The 13,779-nt window shown below is 63.9% G+C and carries 11 protein-coding genes and 2 pseudogenes; 6 read left to right on the forward strand and 7 right to left on the reverse strand.

Annotation, left to right across the window (positions count from 1 at the left end; all coding sequences use genetic code 11):
* Positions 1 to 103: 103 nt before the first annotated feature.
* Positions 104 to 946, forward strand: coding sequence for a LysR family transcriptional regulator (locus H6A15_RS04625; protein WP_204672589.1), 843 nt, complete (start codon positions 104 to 106; stop codon positions 944 to 946).
* 151 nt (positions 947 to 1,097) lie between these two features.
* On the opposite strand, the gene H6A15_RS04630 is transcribed toward H6A15_RS04625, so the two are convergent.
* The 4 genes and pseudogenes from H6A15_RS04630 to H6A15_RS10715 all read right to left on the reverse strand — a co-directional run.
* Positions 1,098 to 1,961: an aldo/keto reductase gene (locus H6A15_RS04630; RefSeq protein WP_204672590.1), complete on the reverse strand. Its 864-nt coding sequence runs from the start codon at positions 1,959 to 1,961 to the stop codon at positions 1,098 to 1,100.
* Positions 1,962 to 2,197: 236 nt separating this feature from the next.
* A complete protein-coding gene (locus H6A15_RS04635; RefSeq protein WP_204672591.1) occupies positions 2,198 to 3,046 on the reverse strand; it encodes an aldo/keto reductase in 849 nt (282 codons plus the stop codon).
* A 195-nt stretch (positions 3,047 to 3,241) separates the two neighbouring features.
* Positions 3,242 to 3,640: pseudogene (locus tag H6A15_RS10545) on the reverse strand (aldo/keto reductase); the annotation flags it as partial.
* Between the two features lie 83 nt (positions 3,641 to 3,723).
* Positions 3,724 to 4,059, reverse strand: a pseudogene (locus H6A15_RS10715) (aldo/keto reductase); the annotation flags it as partial.
* On the opposite strand from H6A15_RS10715, the gene H6A15_RS04650 reads away from it, so the two are divergent.
* The 5 genes from H6A15_RS04650 (at position 3,949) to H6A15_RS04670 (ending at position 8,999) form a co-directional block, all read left to right on the forward strand.
* The gene (locus H6A15_RS04650) at positions 3,949 to 5,376 is read left to right on the forward strand and encodes an ABC transporter permease/substrate-binding protein (protein WP_428840692.1); all 1,428 of its coding nucleotides are present in this window, start codon (positions 3,949 to 3,951) and stop codon (positions 5,374 to 5,376) included. The pseudogene H6A15_RS10715 and the gene H6A15_RS04650 overlap by 111 nt on opposite strands.
* 96 nt (positions 5,377 to 5,472) lie before the next feature.
* Positions 5,473 to 6,276 (forward strand): ATP-binding cassette domain-containing protein, encoded by an 804-nt coding sequence (locus H6A15_RS04655; RefSeq protein ID WP_204672593.1) that lies wholly within the window; start codon positions 5,473 to 5,475, stop codon positions 6,274 to 6,276.
* Positions 6,277 to 6,317: 41 nt separating this feature from the next.
* Entirely contained in the window at positions 6,318 to 7,208 is an 891-nt protein-coding gene (locus H6A15_RS04660) for a nitroreductase family protein (protein ID WP_204672594.1), read from the forward strand.
* A 492-nt stretch (positions 7,209 to 7,700) separates the two neighbouring features.
* Entirely contained in the window at positions 7,701 to 8,414 is a 714-nt protein-coding gene (locus tag H6A15_RS04665; RefSeq protein ID WP_239462345.1) for a DNA alkylation repair protein, read from the forward strand.
* 111 nt (positions 8,415 to 8,525) lie between these two features.
* Positions 8,526 to 8,999, forward strand: a complete 474-nt coding sequence (locus H6A15_RS04670) for a universal stress protein (RefSeq protein ID WP_204672595.1) — start codon at positions 8,526 to 8,528, stop codon at positions 8,997 to 8,999.
* A 148-nt stretch (positions 9,000 to 9,147) separates the two neighbouring features.
* Here the strand turns inward: H6A15_RS04670 and H6A15_RS04675 are convergent, their stop codons facing one another.
* The 3 genes from H6A15_RS04675 to H6A15_RS04685 form a co-directional block, all read right to left on the reverse strand.
* Positions 9,148 to 10,326: an MFS transporter gene (locus tag H6A15_RS04675; protein ID WP_239462346.1), complete on the reverse strand. Its 1,179-nt coding sequence runs from the start codon at positions 10,324 to 10,326 to the stop codon at positions 9,148 to 9,150.
* A gap of 3 nt (positions 10,327 to 10,329) precedes the next feature.
* The gene (locus H6A15_RS04680) at positions 10,330 to 10,746 is read right to left on the reverse strand and encodes a peptide deformylase (RefSeq protein WP_204672596.1); all 417 of its coding nucleotides are present in this window, start codon (positions 10,744 to 10,746) and stop codon (positions 10,330 to 10,332) included.
* A gap of 231 nt (positions 10,747 to 10,977) precedes the next feature.
* Positions 10,978 to 13,521, reverse strand: coding sequence for an excinuclease ABC subunit UvrA (locus H6A15_RS04685; RefSeq protein ID WP_204672597.1), 2,544 nt, complete (start codon positions 13,519 to 13,521; stop codon positions 10,978 to 10,980).
* Between the last annotated feature and the right edge of the window lie 258 nt (positions 13,522 to 13,779).

The following is a 13,779-nucleotide window of genomic DNA, read 5'->3' on the forward strand; positions in this document are numbered from 1 at the left end:
GGCCACTTCTCGACCAATTGGTTACAGCTCGGAAACATCTGAATAATCGCAGCGCCCTGCGGGGAAAGTGGCGATGAATGCCATAGTGTGGAAAGGTCTTTGCGTGGAATTTGAACAGCTTCGCCAGCTTGACGCCATCGCCCGCACGGGCACCTTCTCTGCTGCCGCGGAGGCGCTGCACACCTCTCAGCCATCGGTCAGCCGCTCGATGCGCTCGCTTGAGCGCGAGCTGGGCTGCGAGCTCTTCACGCGGTCTCGCAACCACGTAGAGCTCAATGAGGCGGGAGAGCTCGCCCTCGGGCACGCTCGCGCCATCTTGGCAGAAGAGCGCCGCATGCGCGACGCCTTTGACGACCTGACCCGCACCAACCGCACGCTCGTCGTCTCATCGATCGCGCCGGCACCGGTCTGGCAGCTCACCGCCCACGTGACCGAACGCTTTCCCGGAACGATCCTCACCACTGAAACCATCGAGGACGAGCGCGAGGTCGAACGCCGCCTGTTCGACCGCTCGGCAGACCTTGTCATCACCCGCAGGCCAATCGGGCTTCCCAATGTGATCTGCGCGCCGCTCATGGTCGAGAACCTCTTTATCTACGCGCCTGAGAACGACCCCATCGCCCAGCGGTCGAGCATCAAGATGTCCGAACTCGACGGGCGGACCTTCCTCATGAATGCCGACGTCGGCTTCTGGGGAGACATGACGCGCGCCGCGGTCCCCAACGCCCGCATCATCGTGCAGAAGGACTCAAACGTGCTGGCCCAGCTGCTGAAGACCTCTGATGTACTCGGATTTGTCACCGATGTCTCTGAATTCAGCCATCCAGACCAAAAACGCGTGCGCATCCCCATCCAAGACGCCGACGCGCACGCGACCTTCTATGTGGTCGCGATGGTCGACGCGCCCAAGGCCGTCACCGATATCGTGGACATGTACCGCAGATAACGCCAACGGGCGACCCCATCTTCTGGAGTCGCCCGTCTTTGTTTGGACAAACTGTTCGGCGTGTACGCCGGCGCGCGCTTGCGCCCAGGCGGGGCAGAGCAGCTCAGGCCCTGATGCCGTGAAGCCGCGGCCGTGTCGCAGAGCGCCGTCCTTACGCCTGCGCCTCGATCTGGCCCTTCACCAGGTTGAGCAGGCCTCCGATGAGCTGCACGTCTGCATGGTCGTAGCAGATGGAGCGATTGCAGTCGAGTTCGGCGATCTTTGCCTTCTCGTCCTCGGTGAGGTCGAAGTCGAAGACGTCGAAGTTTTCGTCCATGCGCTCCTTATGGGTGGACTTGGGGATCACGATGACGCCGAGGTCGAGAAGATAGCGCAGGGCGACCTGGCCCACCGACTTGCCGTGCGCCTGGCCGATCTCGGAAAGCAGCGGGTTCTGGAAGAAGTTGTTCGCACCCTCGGCAAACGGGCCCCAGGCCATGTGTGCGACGCCGAGGTTCTCCATGCTCTCGTGCGCATAATGCTGCTGCCAGAACACGTGCGTCTCGACCTGGTTCACCATGGGCGCCACCTCGGCGAAGGTGCAGATGTCAAGCAGGCGCGTGGGGTCGAAGTTGGAGACGCCGATGGCGCGGACGAGGCCGTCCTTGTAGGCGCGCTCCATGTCGCGCCAGGCGGCATGATAGTCGTTGTATGCCTGGTGCAGCAGCATGAGGTCGATCTGGTCGACGCCCAGAAGCTCGAGCGAGCGCTTGATGGACTCGTAGGTCTTGCCCTCGCCGTAGTTGGAGACCCAAACCTTGCTCACGATGAAAAGATCCTCGCGCGCGACGCCCGAGGCCTTGATGCCCGCCCCGACGCCGCGCTCGTTGCCGTAGGCCTGCGCGGTATCGATCATGCGATAGCCGCTTGCGATGGCATCCTCGACGCAACGCTCTGTGGTGGCGTCATCGATCTGAAACACGCCGTAGCCAAGCATCGGCATCTGCACACCGTTGGAAAGGGTCTTGTACTCCATGGCTTCCTCCTTCGCGCCCGGCTTGCGCCGGCCGGTTGTCGAACTAAGGCCATGATGCTGCCAGGGCACGCCGCGGTACATAGACCAATCGCCTATCCTAGTATGCTACAGATGCATACTGAAGCGTGCATAGTAGAACATATGGATGGATGCGCCCAGACGTCCGTCAAAGCCGGTGGGACGAGCCCGCCACATGCGGCCGGTCAGTCCACGTGGCCGACCGCACCCTTGCCCTGCTACTCCTGGGCGTCAAAATCCGGCTTCATGTTGAGATAGCCGGCGAGCGCCTCCTCGGTGGCGGTATAGTAGGTCTTGGTGCCATCGAGCTTCGCAATCTCTGCCATCTCGTCCTCGGTAAGCTCAAAATCGAAGATCGCGACGTTGTCTGCGATATGCGCCGGATTCTTGGAACCCGGAATGATGGACGTACCCATCTGCACGTGCCAGCGAAGAATGACCTGGGCCGGGGCCTTGCCGTACTTTTCGCCAAGCTTCACGAAGACCGACTCTTCCTGCATGGCCTTGTCGCCGTGGCCAAGCGGATACCAGGCCTCGATCACGGTGCCGTACGGCGCGAGGTAGGCGCGAAGGTCCTTCTGGGCATGATAGGGGTGGCATTCCACCGTCACGAGCTGCGGCTTGACCTCGGCATGCTCGATGACCTCGGCGATCTTCTCCTGCGGGAAATTCGAGAGGCCGAGCGCGCGGACCTTGCCCTCGCGGTAGGCCTTCTCCATGATCTTCCAGGCGGCGAGGTAGTTGCCCACCGGTTGGTGAAGGATGAGCATGTCCACGTAGTCGAGGCCCAAGCGGTTGAGGGTGCCCTCGATTGCAGCGTCACCCGCCTCATAGACGCTCGGCCACAGCTTGGTGGACACGAACAGCCTGGCTCGATCCACGCCGCTCTTCGCGATGGCACGGCCGACGGCCTTCTCGTTCATGTAGGCGTTCGCCGTGTCGATGTGCTCGTAGCCCGCCTCAAGCGCCGCAAGTGAGGCCGCCTCGGCCTCGGCGGGGCTCATAAGGAAGGTGCCCAAACCCTCCACGGGCATCTTGACGCCGTTGTTTAGCTCCACATACTCCATGATGTCCTCCTGTCGTGCCAAAGAGCGTCGTCCCTTGCCGAGGCGCGTCGCCCGCTTGGCCACCTTGTCTTCCAGCTGTATTGTGCCCCGTGCAACCGGAGCCCGCGGCCACCGAAGGCGGCATGTCGCTATGCACTAGATGCATAGCGACGCACCTCAGGGCAGCCCGAAACCGCCCGGAGCGCGGGCGATGCCCTACGCGGCCGCGTGGCCGCCGAACACGGCGAGGTCCATGCCGTCGAGGGCGGTGTCGATGCTCTCGACCTCGTCCGCAGCCAGCTCGATATCGGCCGCACCCAGATTCTCACGCAGGCGCTCAGGCTTGCGGCTGCCCGGAATGGACACGATCCACGGCTTCTTGCAGAGCATCCAGGCAAGCGAGACCTGTGCCATCGTAGCGCCCCTCTCGTCGGCAATCTCACCGATAAGGTCGAGCACCGCGCGGTCCTTCTCGTAACCCTCTTCGGTGTACTGAGGCATGCCGTCGCGGAAGTCCTGCGCGCCTTCAAAGGTTGTCGAAGGATTATATTTGCCCGATAGGAAGCCGTTCGACATCGGGCTGAACGCCACGAGCGCCACGTCCAGCTCTTCAAGGACCGGGAAAACAGCTCATGCCAGCGAGCGAGCATGGAATAGCGATTCTGCACCGCGGCGACGGGGCACACCGCGTCGGCACGACGAAGGTAATCCTCGGTCGCCTCCGAGATGCCCCAGGCGCGGATCTTGCCCTCGCGCATGAGGTCCGCCATGACACCGGCGACCTCTTCTGGCCCAACCTTGGGATCGATGCGATGCTGATAATAGAGGTCGATGCAATCAACGCCCAGACGATGCAGGCTGCCATCTATCGAGGAGCGGATGATCTCGGGGCGCGAATCCAGGCGCAGCGTCTTGTCGGGATTATGGCGCACGCCGAACTTCGTGGCGATGACCACCTGGTCGCGCACCGAGCGCAGGGGCTCCCCCACCGCGTCCTCGTTGTAGAGCTCGCCGCCCTGAGCGTCTTCACCCACGTAGCACTCGGCCGTGTCGAAGAAGGTGTAACCCATCATGACTGGATCGACCGCATCTTCGACGCAAATCCATCCATGAATGACGTCTATCCAAAAGACGCCCGCTATGTGCTCGAGGCGTTTGTCCTCGACAACGGGGAGCTCGAGCTCTTTGACCTTGGAACAAGCCCCATCTATCGTCGCGCGTTCACGCTCACGGTCTACGCGCTGCTGCCCATGGTAAGAAACACCCACACGGGCCTTTCGAACATCGACCCCGCCATCCTGGAGGCCGCGCGCGGGATGGGCAGCACCCGCTGGCAGACGCTCGTGCGCGTCAAGCTGCCGCTGGCGCTGCCCGTCATCATGAGCGGCATCCGCAGCATGGCGACGATGACCATTGCGCTCGCGGGCATCGCGTCGTTTATCGGTGCAGGCGGCCTGGGCGTGGCCATCTACCGCGGCATCACCACCAACAACGCCGCCATGACCATTGCGGGCAGCCTCCTCATCGCGGCGCTTGCGCTCATCGTTGACCTCGTGCTGGGCGTGATCGATCGCCGTATGCAGATGAGAAGTACCCAGGCGCGCCGACACAACCGCATCGCGGCCGTCGCCGCTCTCGCCGCGCGCGCCGTCGTCGCCGCCCTCGCGCTCGCGCCCGCGCCGTCCGCCGGAACCATCCGCGTGGCCACCAAGCCCATGACCGAGCAGTACGTCATGGGCGAGGCGCTCGACATCCTCATCGAGCAGGACACCGACCTTGACGTCGAGCTCACGCAGGGCGTGGGGGGCGGCATCGCCAACATCATGCCCGCCATGGAGGCCGGGGAGTTCGACCTCTACCCCGAGTACACCGGCACCACCTGGAACGAGGGCCTCGGCGAGACCGGCGTCTACACCGAGGACCAGTTCGCAACGCTCGCCCAGCGCTACCAGGACGACTTTGACATGAGCTGGGTGGGCATGTACGGGTTCAACAACACCTACGGGCTCGTGGTGCGCCGCGAGGTCGCTGAGCGCTACGACCTCAAGACATACTCCGACCTGGCCGCCGTCGCACCCGAGCTCACCTTTGGCGCGGAGTACGACTTCTTCGAGCGCGAGGACGGCTACGACGCGCTCTGCGAGACCTACGGCCTCTCCTTCGGCAGCACCATGGACCTGGACATCGGCCTCAAGTACCAGGCGCTCGACCAGGACCAGATCGACGTCATGGTTATCTTTACCACCGACGGCCAGCTCTCGACCGCCGACGCGGCGGTCCTCGAGGACGACCAGGGCTTCTTCCCGTCCTACCTCTGCGGCAACATCGTGCGCAACGAGGCGCACGAGTAACTCCGTGGCGACGTCTCCGCGCGGCCCCGCTTCCCACGGGCGCGCGGGCCCGTCGCCAGAACAGGATGCGTCACATCATGACAGAAGGGAAAAGCCGTGGACACAGTCATCGAATTCAAGGACGTATGCAAGGCCTACGGGGAGCACATCGTACTCGACCACCTCGACATGAAGGTCGAGCAGGGAGCGTTCGTGACGATCGTCGGCGCCTCGAGAGGCGGCAAGACAACAGCGCTCAAGATGGTGAACAGCCTCATCTCCCCCGATTCCGGCAAGGTGCTCGTGAACGGAGAGGACGTGGCAGAGAAGGACCTCGTTGAGCTCAGGCGCTCGATCGGATACGCAATCCAGGGCAGCATGCTCTTTCCGCACCGCACGGTGGAGCAAAACATCGCCTACGTGCCGAGCCTGCTCAATCGCCGCGACCACGGGCGCACCGCTGCCGCCGTGGAAAAATGGATGGGGATCGTAGGGCTCGACGCCGCGCTCAAGAGCCGCTATCCCGATGAGCTCACGGGCGGGCAGGCGCAGCGCGTGGGCATCGCGCGGGCGCTTGCCGCCTCGCCAGAGATCTTGCTCATGGACGAGCCGTTTGGAGCGGTGGACGAGATTACGCGCTCCCAGCTGCAAGAGGAGATCGCCCGCATCCATCGTGAGACCGGCATCACCGTGCTCTTTGTGACGCACGACATCTCGGAGGCACTGAAGCTTGGCACGCGCGTCTTGGTGCTCGACGGCGGCCGCATCCAGCAATATGCCGCGCCCGCCGAGCTGCTGCGCGCACCGGCGACCGACTTCGTGCGCCGCCTCGTCGCGCAGGAGCGACGCCTCTGCCAGCTGCCCGACGACCAGCTTGCCGACTGCGAGTTCAGCGGGGCAGCAAGCGTGCACGTAGCATAGCGAGACGCCGAATCGTCCCGACATGCCGCAGGAGGTCGAATATGAATCGAGCACAGCTCATCGTGAGCGACGCCTGCATCGGCTGCGGCCGATGCATCAACGTATGTCCAGGCGGCATCCTTCATATGGGCGCAGATGGCAAGCCGTGCATCCAAGACTTTGACGAGTTTGGATGGAACGGCTGCTGGCAATGCCAGCACTGTCTTGCCGTCTGCCCGAAAGCCGCCGTGAGCGTGCTGGGCAGACGCCCCGAAGACAGCATGCCCATGCCAGACCCTACCACGGCTGAACCGGTCATGGACGCGCTCGTCGCCGGACGCCGGTCCTGTCGGAGATATCTGCACAGGGACGTTCCCCGCGAAACGATCGACGAGATGCTCGAGCTGCTCGCCAACGCCCCCAACGGAGGCAACAAGCAGCTCGTGGAGTATACGCTTGTGGACAGCGCGGAGACGATGGATCGCCTCCGGGCCCTCGCCCGCGCCGAAATGGAGCGTCTGGCGGACGAGGGCATCTATCCAGAAGGCTACGACGAGCAGAGCTACGGCGACCTCAAGCGCTGGGAGAAGGCGGTGCGCCCCGACATGCTCTTCTGCGGCGCGCCGCACATCCTCATCCCCCACGCCCCGCTTGGCCACGGCGAGCCCGTGCAAGACGTCATCATCGCGGGGACGCACTTCGAGCTGCTCTGCACCTCGCGCGGGCTCGGTGCCGTCATGATGACCTTTCCCTTGGACGTTCTCGCGCTCATGCCGAACGTCCGCACGCTCCTCGGGCTTCCTGAGGACCACTATGTGGGCATGATCGCGGGATTTGGCTATCCCCAAATCCCCTATGCGCGCACCACGCAGCGCCGCATCGATGAGGGGCGCATCCATCGGCTTTCCCCCGCTTGGTCCAACCTTCCCATAGCCCTCCCCGGGCGCTCATAGGGACCACGAAAACTGGAGAAGCCTCGCAAATTGAGAAACATTCATAACGCACCTCAATTGACCGAAGTTTTATGCATAGCATATTCATATAGAAAGACAAAAAATCGAAAGACAGGCCTAATCTGTGCAAAAAGTCGTTTTGTCGGTCGCCAAAGCCGCCTACCGGCGACCGACAAAGAGATTATTTGCACACAGAGGTCCCTCCATGTTCAAAAAGTCGACTTATCGGTCATGCATACACGCCCAACTCGACCGACAAATCGACTTTTTGCACAGATTGGGGCCCTTTGTCGAATTATTTGCGCCAGCAGCCGATTTGAACGAGGCATCCCGTACGAATAACCCGCGAGACATTGCGCACTCGGCGCGGTGCGTCGGGCCTGCGGCATGACGGGTCAAACTCGCGACGCGGTGCGCCTGGTCCGCAGTGCGCAGGAGTCACGGCATTACAATACGAGAGACGCCTGGGCCATCGCACCAAAGGAGCAGCGCATGTCCATCGATATCACCTCTGACCTGGCAGCCCTTGCCGACCCGGCGTACCAAGCCTTTCAGGCAAAGCTCGTCCCCACGGTTGACCCGGCGCGCATTCTCGGCGTGCGAACCCCCGCCCTGAGGCGGTATGCGCGCTCCCTCGCGCGATCTCATCCCGACGAAGCCCGCGCGTTCCTCGAGAACCCGACGCACGACCTCTATGAGGAGATGAACCTCCACGCCGAGCTCATCGGAATCATGTCGCGCACGCCACAAGAAGCCTTTGAGCTGCTCGACCCCTTTTTGCCGTACGTGGACAACTGGGCGACCTGCGACCTCATTCGCGTCCCGGCATTCCAGCACGATCTCCCGGCGGTCCTGGACCGCATAACCGCATGGACCGCCGCGACGGGACCGCACGGCGAGTATGTCGTTCGCTTCGGCGTCGTGCAGCTGATGGAGCTCTTCCTCGGCGATGCCTTTGACCCCGTCCAGCTTGAGATCGTCGCGCGGATAGACCGCGGCGAGTACTACATCAACATGGCACGCGCCTGGTATTTCTCATGTGCGCTCATCAAGCAGCCTTCCTCGACGCTGCCCCTCTTCGAGGCGCGCCCGCCCCGCCTCGACGCCTGGACCCACAACAAGGCCCTTCAGAAGGCGCGTGAGAGCCGGCGCGTTTCGCCTGAACAGAAAGCGCGTCTGCAGGAGCTCAAGATAAAAGGCGCCTGAAACGCGCCCGTCGCCGGATGAACCCCGGGCCTCCCTCGACAGACCGCGCCCATGAGGCCCGGTCGGGGTATAACCCAACTAAGCGTACAACCTTGGGTGGGAGGAGTGGCCATGTTGTTCAAAAACGTGCTTGTCCCCTACGACGAATCGGAGCACGCGGTCAGCGCGCTGCACGTTGCGCTGGGGATGGTCGGCGACGACGCGGAGGCGCAGGTGCACGTTGTCACCGTGGTGTCCATCGGGGCGATTCCCGGCCCCTCCATCGACAGCGACAGCTTTGGAGACCCGCTTTCCAGCACCACCCCGCTCGAATATGACAGCGTCATGGGAGCGCTGCTCCACCGCGTCCGCGCCGACATGGAGGGCATGATCAACGACGCAAAAGACGGGGCTTCCTGCAAGATCGTCTCCACGGCCATCATCGCGGGGTCTCCTGTGGAAGGAATCGCCGAGTACGTGACCAACCATGACATCGATTTGGTCGTCATGGGGCGCCGTGGGCTGGGAGCGCTTCGCGGCATGCTGGGAAGCGTGAGCTTTGGCGTCCTGCGCTCGGTCGACGTGCCGGTGCTCACCGTGAAATAACGGGCGCGCGAAACCTTGGCCTGCCCTTGACTCGAACACTTGATGCTGCCGGGCAACGGCCACCCCATGTGTGAGATATGACGAGGGGGGTCCGCAAGGACCCCCCTCGTATAGCGCATGATGACTCTCGGAGTGCAACGCCCAGCGACTACGCCCGGGCCGCCGGGAAAGCCCGCTTGCCCATGGTCGCGCAGCACGCAATGAATGCCAAGACAGCGATGACACCGCCCACAAGGCCCACCTGGCCAATGCCGATCGAATCGGTCACCATGCCCCCAAGCCAGGTGCCGCAGCCGATTCCCAAGTTGAACAGGCCCGAGAAGATCGACATGGCAACGGCGGACGCATCGGGAGGGGTCACGCGGATGATCTCCGCCTGGAAGGCGACGTTGAACGCCGTGGCGCTCAGACCCCAGATGAAGCAGACCCCGAACGCCGCCATGGGGGCGATGCCCGTCACGGCCATCAGCAGCAACGCCAATGCAAGGCCCGCCAGCATGACGCGTGAGAACGATGTCCGATGTCCGTCGTAGAGACGCGAAAACAGCAGGCTGCCCACGATGCCCGCGCAGCCGAATGCCATGAGCGCCGCGGTGATGGTGCCATCGGCAAGACCGGCGACCTGTTGCAAGAACGGCTCGACGTAGCTGTATCCGGTGTAGTATCCCGTCGCCGCCAGAATCGTTACCGCGTAGATCGCCATGAGCGAGCGATTGCGCAGCAGCGTCGGCATCTGCGCAAGCGTAAACGGCTCACCCTTCTCCAGACGTGGCATGACCGCGGCCATGAGCAGCAGCACGCACAGGGCGACCGCCCCCACGCAAGCAAACGTCATGCGCCAGCCAACCGACAGCCCGATGACGCGGCCGAGCGGCATGCCGAAAATCATCGCCACCGAGGAGCCCGTCACCACCATGCTCATAGCCGTGGCTGCATGGCGGTCGTCGGCGACGCGGGTCGCCAGAGGCGAGGCGATAGACCAAAACACCGCGTGCGCCGCGGCGACCAGCAGACGCGCGACAACTAGCAACGGGAAGGTCGGCGCCACCGCAGAGGCTGCCTGACCAGCTAAGAACAGACCGATTACCAGCAGCAGGAGCGTGCGCATGGGCAGCCGGGAGCCCCACATCATAAGCGGAAGCGACAGCAGCATCACCGCCCATGCATAGATGGAAATCATCATGCCGGCCTGCGCCTCGCTGAGCCTGAACGAACCAGCGATGTCGGTCAGCAGCCCCACCGGCATGAACTCCGAGGTGTTGAACATGAAGGCGGCAAAGGCAAGCCCCACCAGGGGCAGCCACATCCCCAGATTCGGTCGCGACAAAAGCTACACCAGCTTGCCCGCAAGATGGTCGAGACCGTGCTGGACGATCTCGGCGGTCCAACCAGACAGCTGCTTGGTCCTCCTCACAAGGTTGCCGTTCGAAAGCACCTGATAGGAGACGCGAATCATCTTGAAGCGCTTGACCTGGCTGGGCTCCTCGCGAGAGACGCACCCCTCAACCGCCTCGTAGGGCTGGATGGAAGCGACCATCTTGGGGTTGAACATCACCCAGATGCGGCCAGCGTCCTCGTAGGCGATGACGGCCTTCGTGGAGCCGATCTGGTTGGCGGCCAGGCAGACGCAGTCGTCGAGCGACTCCATGGTGTCGCGCAAGTCCTGGCCGACCTCGGCATCCTCGACCGTCGCGGGCTCCGCCGGCTTGCTCAGAAACTCTTCGTCCTTCACGATCTCTTTGATCATGGTCTTCCCCTCTTGGTTCGAAACGCGGGTACACGATGAAGCGGCGCCGACATGCGCCGGCACCGCCTGACATACGGGGATATGCTATCAGGTCGTCCGCGCGACGCGGCCGAGAGCGCGCGCCTCCGCGAAAAGACGCAACAAGCTGCAAGGAACGTCGCTGAAGGCAAGACGCCCCATCGCTGGGCCCATGTCCGGACGCCGGCGGGCAGGCCCTTCGCGAGGGCCCCGTCACCCCAGCTCTTCGGCGATGTATCGGCCCGTCACGCTGGCAGGGCACGACGCCACCTCTTCGGGGGTTCCGGCAACCACCACGCGCCCGCCCGCGTCGCCGCCTCCCGGCCCCATGTCCACCACATAGTCGGCGTTGGCGATCATGTCCAGGTCGTGCTCAATCACCACAACGGTCGCGCCGTTATCAATGAGGCGCTGCAAGACGCCTAGAAGCACCTCGACGTCGAGCGGATGCAATCCGATCGTGGGCTCGTCGAACACAAACAGCGCGTCCTCTTGGTTGCGCGTGAGCTCGCTTGCCAGCTTGAGTCGCTGCGCCTCGCCGCCCGAAAGGGCCGGCGTCGCCTCGCCCAAGGTGAGATACCCCAGCCCCAAGTCAGATAGGACCGCAAGCTTCGCCTTGGCCGAGCGCAGCGTGGTCGACTCGAGCACATCCCGCGCCTGGTCGACCGTATACGACAGAAGCTCGGGCAGGCTCACATCGCCGCCAAGACGGATCTCCGCCGCCGCGCCGCCGTATCGCGAGCCGCCGCAATCGGGGCACGGGATGTCGACGTCCGGCAAGAACTGCACGTCAAGCGATATCTGACCCGTTCCGTCACAGGTGGGACAGCGCAGCGAGCCCGTGTTATACGAGAAGGAGCCTGCCTTGAGGCCGCGCTCCTTCGCCTCGGGCAGCTTGGCAAAGGCGCGGCGAAGGTCGTCCAGCACGCCCGAGTAGGTCGCCACCGTCGAGCGCACGTTTGCCCCGATCGGCGTCGCGTCGATGAGGCTCGCCCGCCGAATCCCGCCAGCATCAATCGCGCGCACGTGCGAGGGAAGCCGCTCCCCCGCCGACGCCGCCTTCAACGCCGGAATAAGACTCTCGAGCACCAGCGTCGTCTTGCCAGAACCCGACACGCCCGTAACCGCGGTGAGCCTTCCGCGCGGAATCCTGACCTCAAGAGGCTTGACCGTATGTATGGCATCGGTCTCAAGGAGCACCGAGCCCTGCGCGAACAGCTCGCCAGACGTCGCCCGCCCGCGCGTGCGGATGCGCCGTTCGCCCGAAAGAAACGGCCCGATGCGCGTCTCTGGCGCCGCTTCGACCTCGGCGACGGTGCCCTGGGCGATGATCCGCCCGCCATCGGCACCCGAGCCGGGACCGATTTCGACCAGGTGGTCCGCGTGACGCAGCACCCGCACGTCATGGTCGACCAGCACCACCGAGTTGCCGTCGTCCAGAAGGTCGTCCACCACGCCCAGCAGGCCCTCGACATTGGACGGATGCAAGCCGATTGAAGGCTCGTCCAACACGTAGAGCACGCCGCACGTGCGATTGCGCACGGCTCGGGCAAGCTGCACGCGCTGCCGCTCGCCGGTGGAGAGCGTCGACGAGGCGCGGTCGAGGCTCAAGTATCCGAGCCCCAGCTGCTGCAGGCGCTCGATGGGCTCGGACATCTCGGCCACGATGGTTTTCGCCATGGGCTCAAGGTCGGCCGGCATGAGCGCCGGAACGCCAGGCGCCCAAGAGGCCAGCTCGTCCAGAGTCATCGCCGTCGCGTCGGCAAGCGTCATACAATCGATCAGGGGTCCGCGGGCGGCTGCGGAAAGACGCGTTCCGCCGCAATCGGGGCACACCTCCTCGCGCAGGAACTTCGAGACACGCGCAAGCCCCTTCTCGTCTTTGGCCTTGGCGAGCGCGTTTTCCACCGTGTAGACGGCGTTGAAATAGGTGAAGTCGAGCTCGGCGAAATTGTCGCCCTTCTTGGCATGGTAGAGAATGTGCTTCTTCTCGGCCGGGCCATGAAAGACGATATCGCGCTCGGCGGGCGTGAGCTCGCAAAACGGCACGTCGGTGCGCACGCCCATCTCGCGCGCGACCTGCTTCATGAGGTCCCACATGAGCGTGTTCCACGGCGCCACCGCGCCCTCGTCGATGGAAAGCGACTCGTCCGGAACAAGAGACGCCTCGTCGACCGTGCGCACGATACCTGTGCCCCCGCAGGTTGGGCAGGCACCCGCGCTGTTGAAGGCGAGCTCCTCGGCGCCGGGGCCCCGAAACTCCGCGCCGCATTCAGGACAGACAAGCGGCCGTTCAAGCGCCACGTTCATGCTCGGAGGAACATGCGCCCCACAACGGGGACACCGGTGACTCCCCAGGCGCGAAAAGAGGAGACGCAGATAATTGAGCAGCTCGGTCGAGGTTCCGAAGGTCGAGTGAACGCTGGGAATGCCCGGACGCTGGCGCAAGGCGAGCGCAGCCGGGACATGGCGCACCTCGTCCACCGTGGCGCGCGCCGTCTGGCTGATGCGGCGACGCGTATAGGTTGAAAGCGCATCCAGATAGCGCCGGCTCCCCTCGGCGTAGAGCGTTCCGAGCGCAAGCGAGCTCTTGCCCGACCCCGACACGCCCGCAATGCCCACGAGCTGGCCCAGCGGTATGTCGACGTCGATGCTCTTGAGATTGTGAACGCGCGCGCCTCGCACTTGAATCACGGAGGGACGTGGACGCCCGTCCGCGCGTTCCACCGAGCCAGCTGTTTTCACCTGCTGCTTCATCCGACACCTCACCCGCCCCGTCAACGACGTCCTCCTTGCTGCACCTGCCACCGAGCATGGCGGCGTGGCCCCGGCGAGGCCCTCCGTCGCCGCCGACCTCGACGTCGACTCCGACGCCGCCCGGCTTTTATTGCAATTTGGACGCTCCAGCAGATCTTCTTATGCACAATGGACGATAACTGCCCCATTTGAAGCGCTTAGCGTCCAAACTGCATATGAAGCTCCCCTCTGGCGTCCTATCTGCATCAGAAGTTTACC

Source organism: Enorma phocaeensis (assembly GCF_016901575.1).
GTDB lineage: Bacteria > Actinomycetota > Coriobacteriia > Coriobacteriales > Coriobacteriaceae > Limicola > Limicola phocaeensis_A.

Excerpts from the sequence above, each read along its gene's own strand:
- H6A15_RS04630 (WP_204672590.1), bottom strand. The coding sequence starts at position 1,961 with ATGGAGTACAAGACCCTTTCCAACGGTGTGCAGATGCCGATGCTTGGC.
- H6A15_RS04635 (WP_204672591.1), bottom strand. The coding sequence starts at position 3,046 with ATGGAGTATGTGGAGCTAAACAACGGCGTCAAGATGCCCGTGGAGGGT.
- H6A15_RS04650 (WP_428840692.1), top strand. The coding sequence starts at position 3,949 with ATGGCGCACGCCGAACTTCGTGGCGATGACCACCTGGTCGCGCACCGA.
- H6A15_RS04660 (WP_204672594.1), top strand. The coding sequence starts at position 6,318 with ATGAATCGAGCACAGCTCATCGTGAGCGACGCCTGCATCGGCTGCGGC.
- H6A15_RS04665 (WP_239462345.1), top strand. The coding sequence starts at position 7,701 with ATGTCCATCGATATCACCTCTGACCTGGCAGCCCTTGCCGACCCGGCG.
- H6A15_RS04670 (WP_204672595.1), top strand. The coding sequence starts at position 8,526 with ATGTTGTTCAAAAACGTGCTTGTCCCCTACGACGAATCGGAGCACGCG.
- H6A15_RS04680 (WP_204672596.1), bottom strand. The coding sequence starts at position 10,746 with ATGATCAAAGAGATCGTGAAGGACGAAGAGTTTCTGAGCAAGCCGGCG.
- H6A15_RS04685 (WP_204672597.1), bottom strand. The coding sequence starts at position 13,521 with ATGAAGCAGCAGGTGAAAACAGCTGGCTCGGTGGAACGCGCGGACGGG.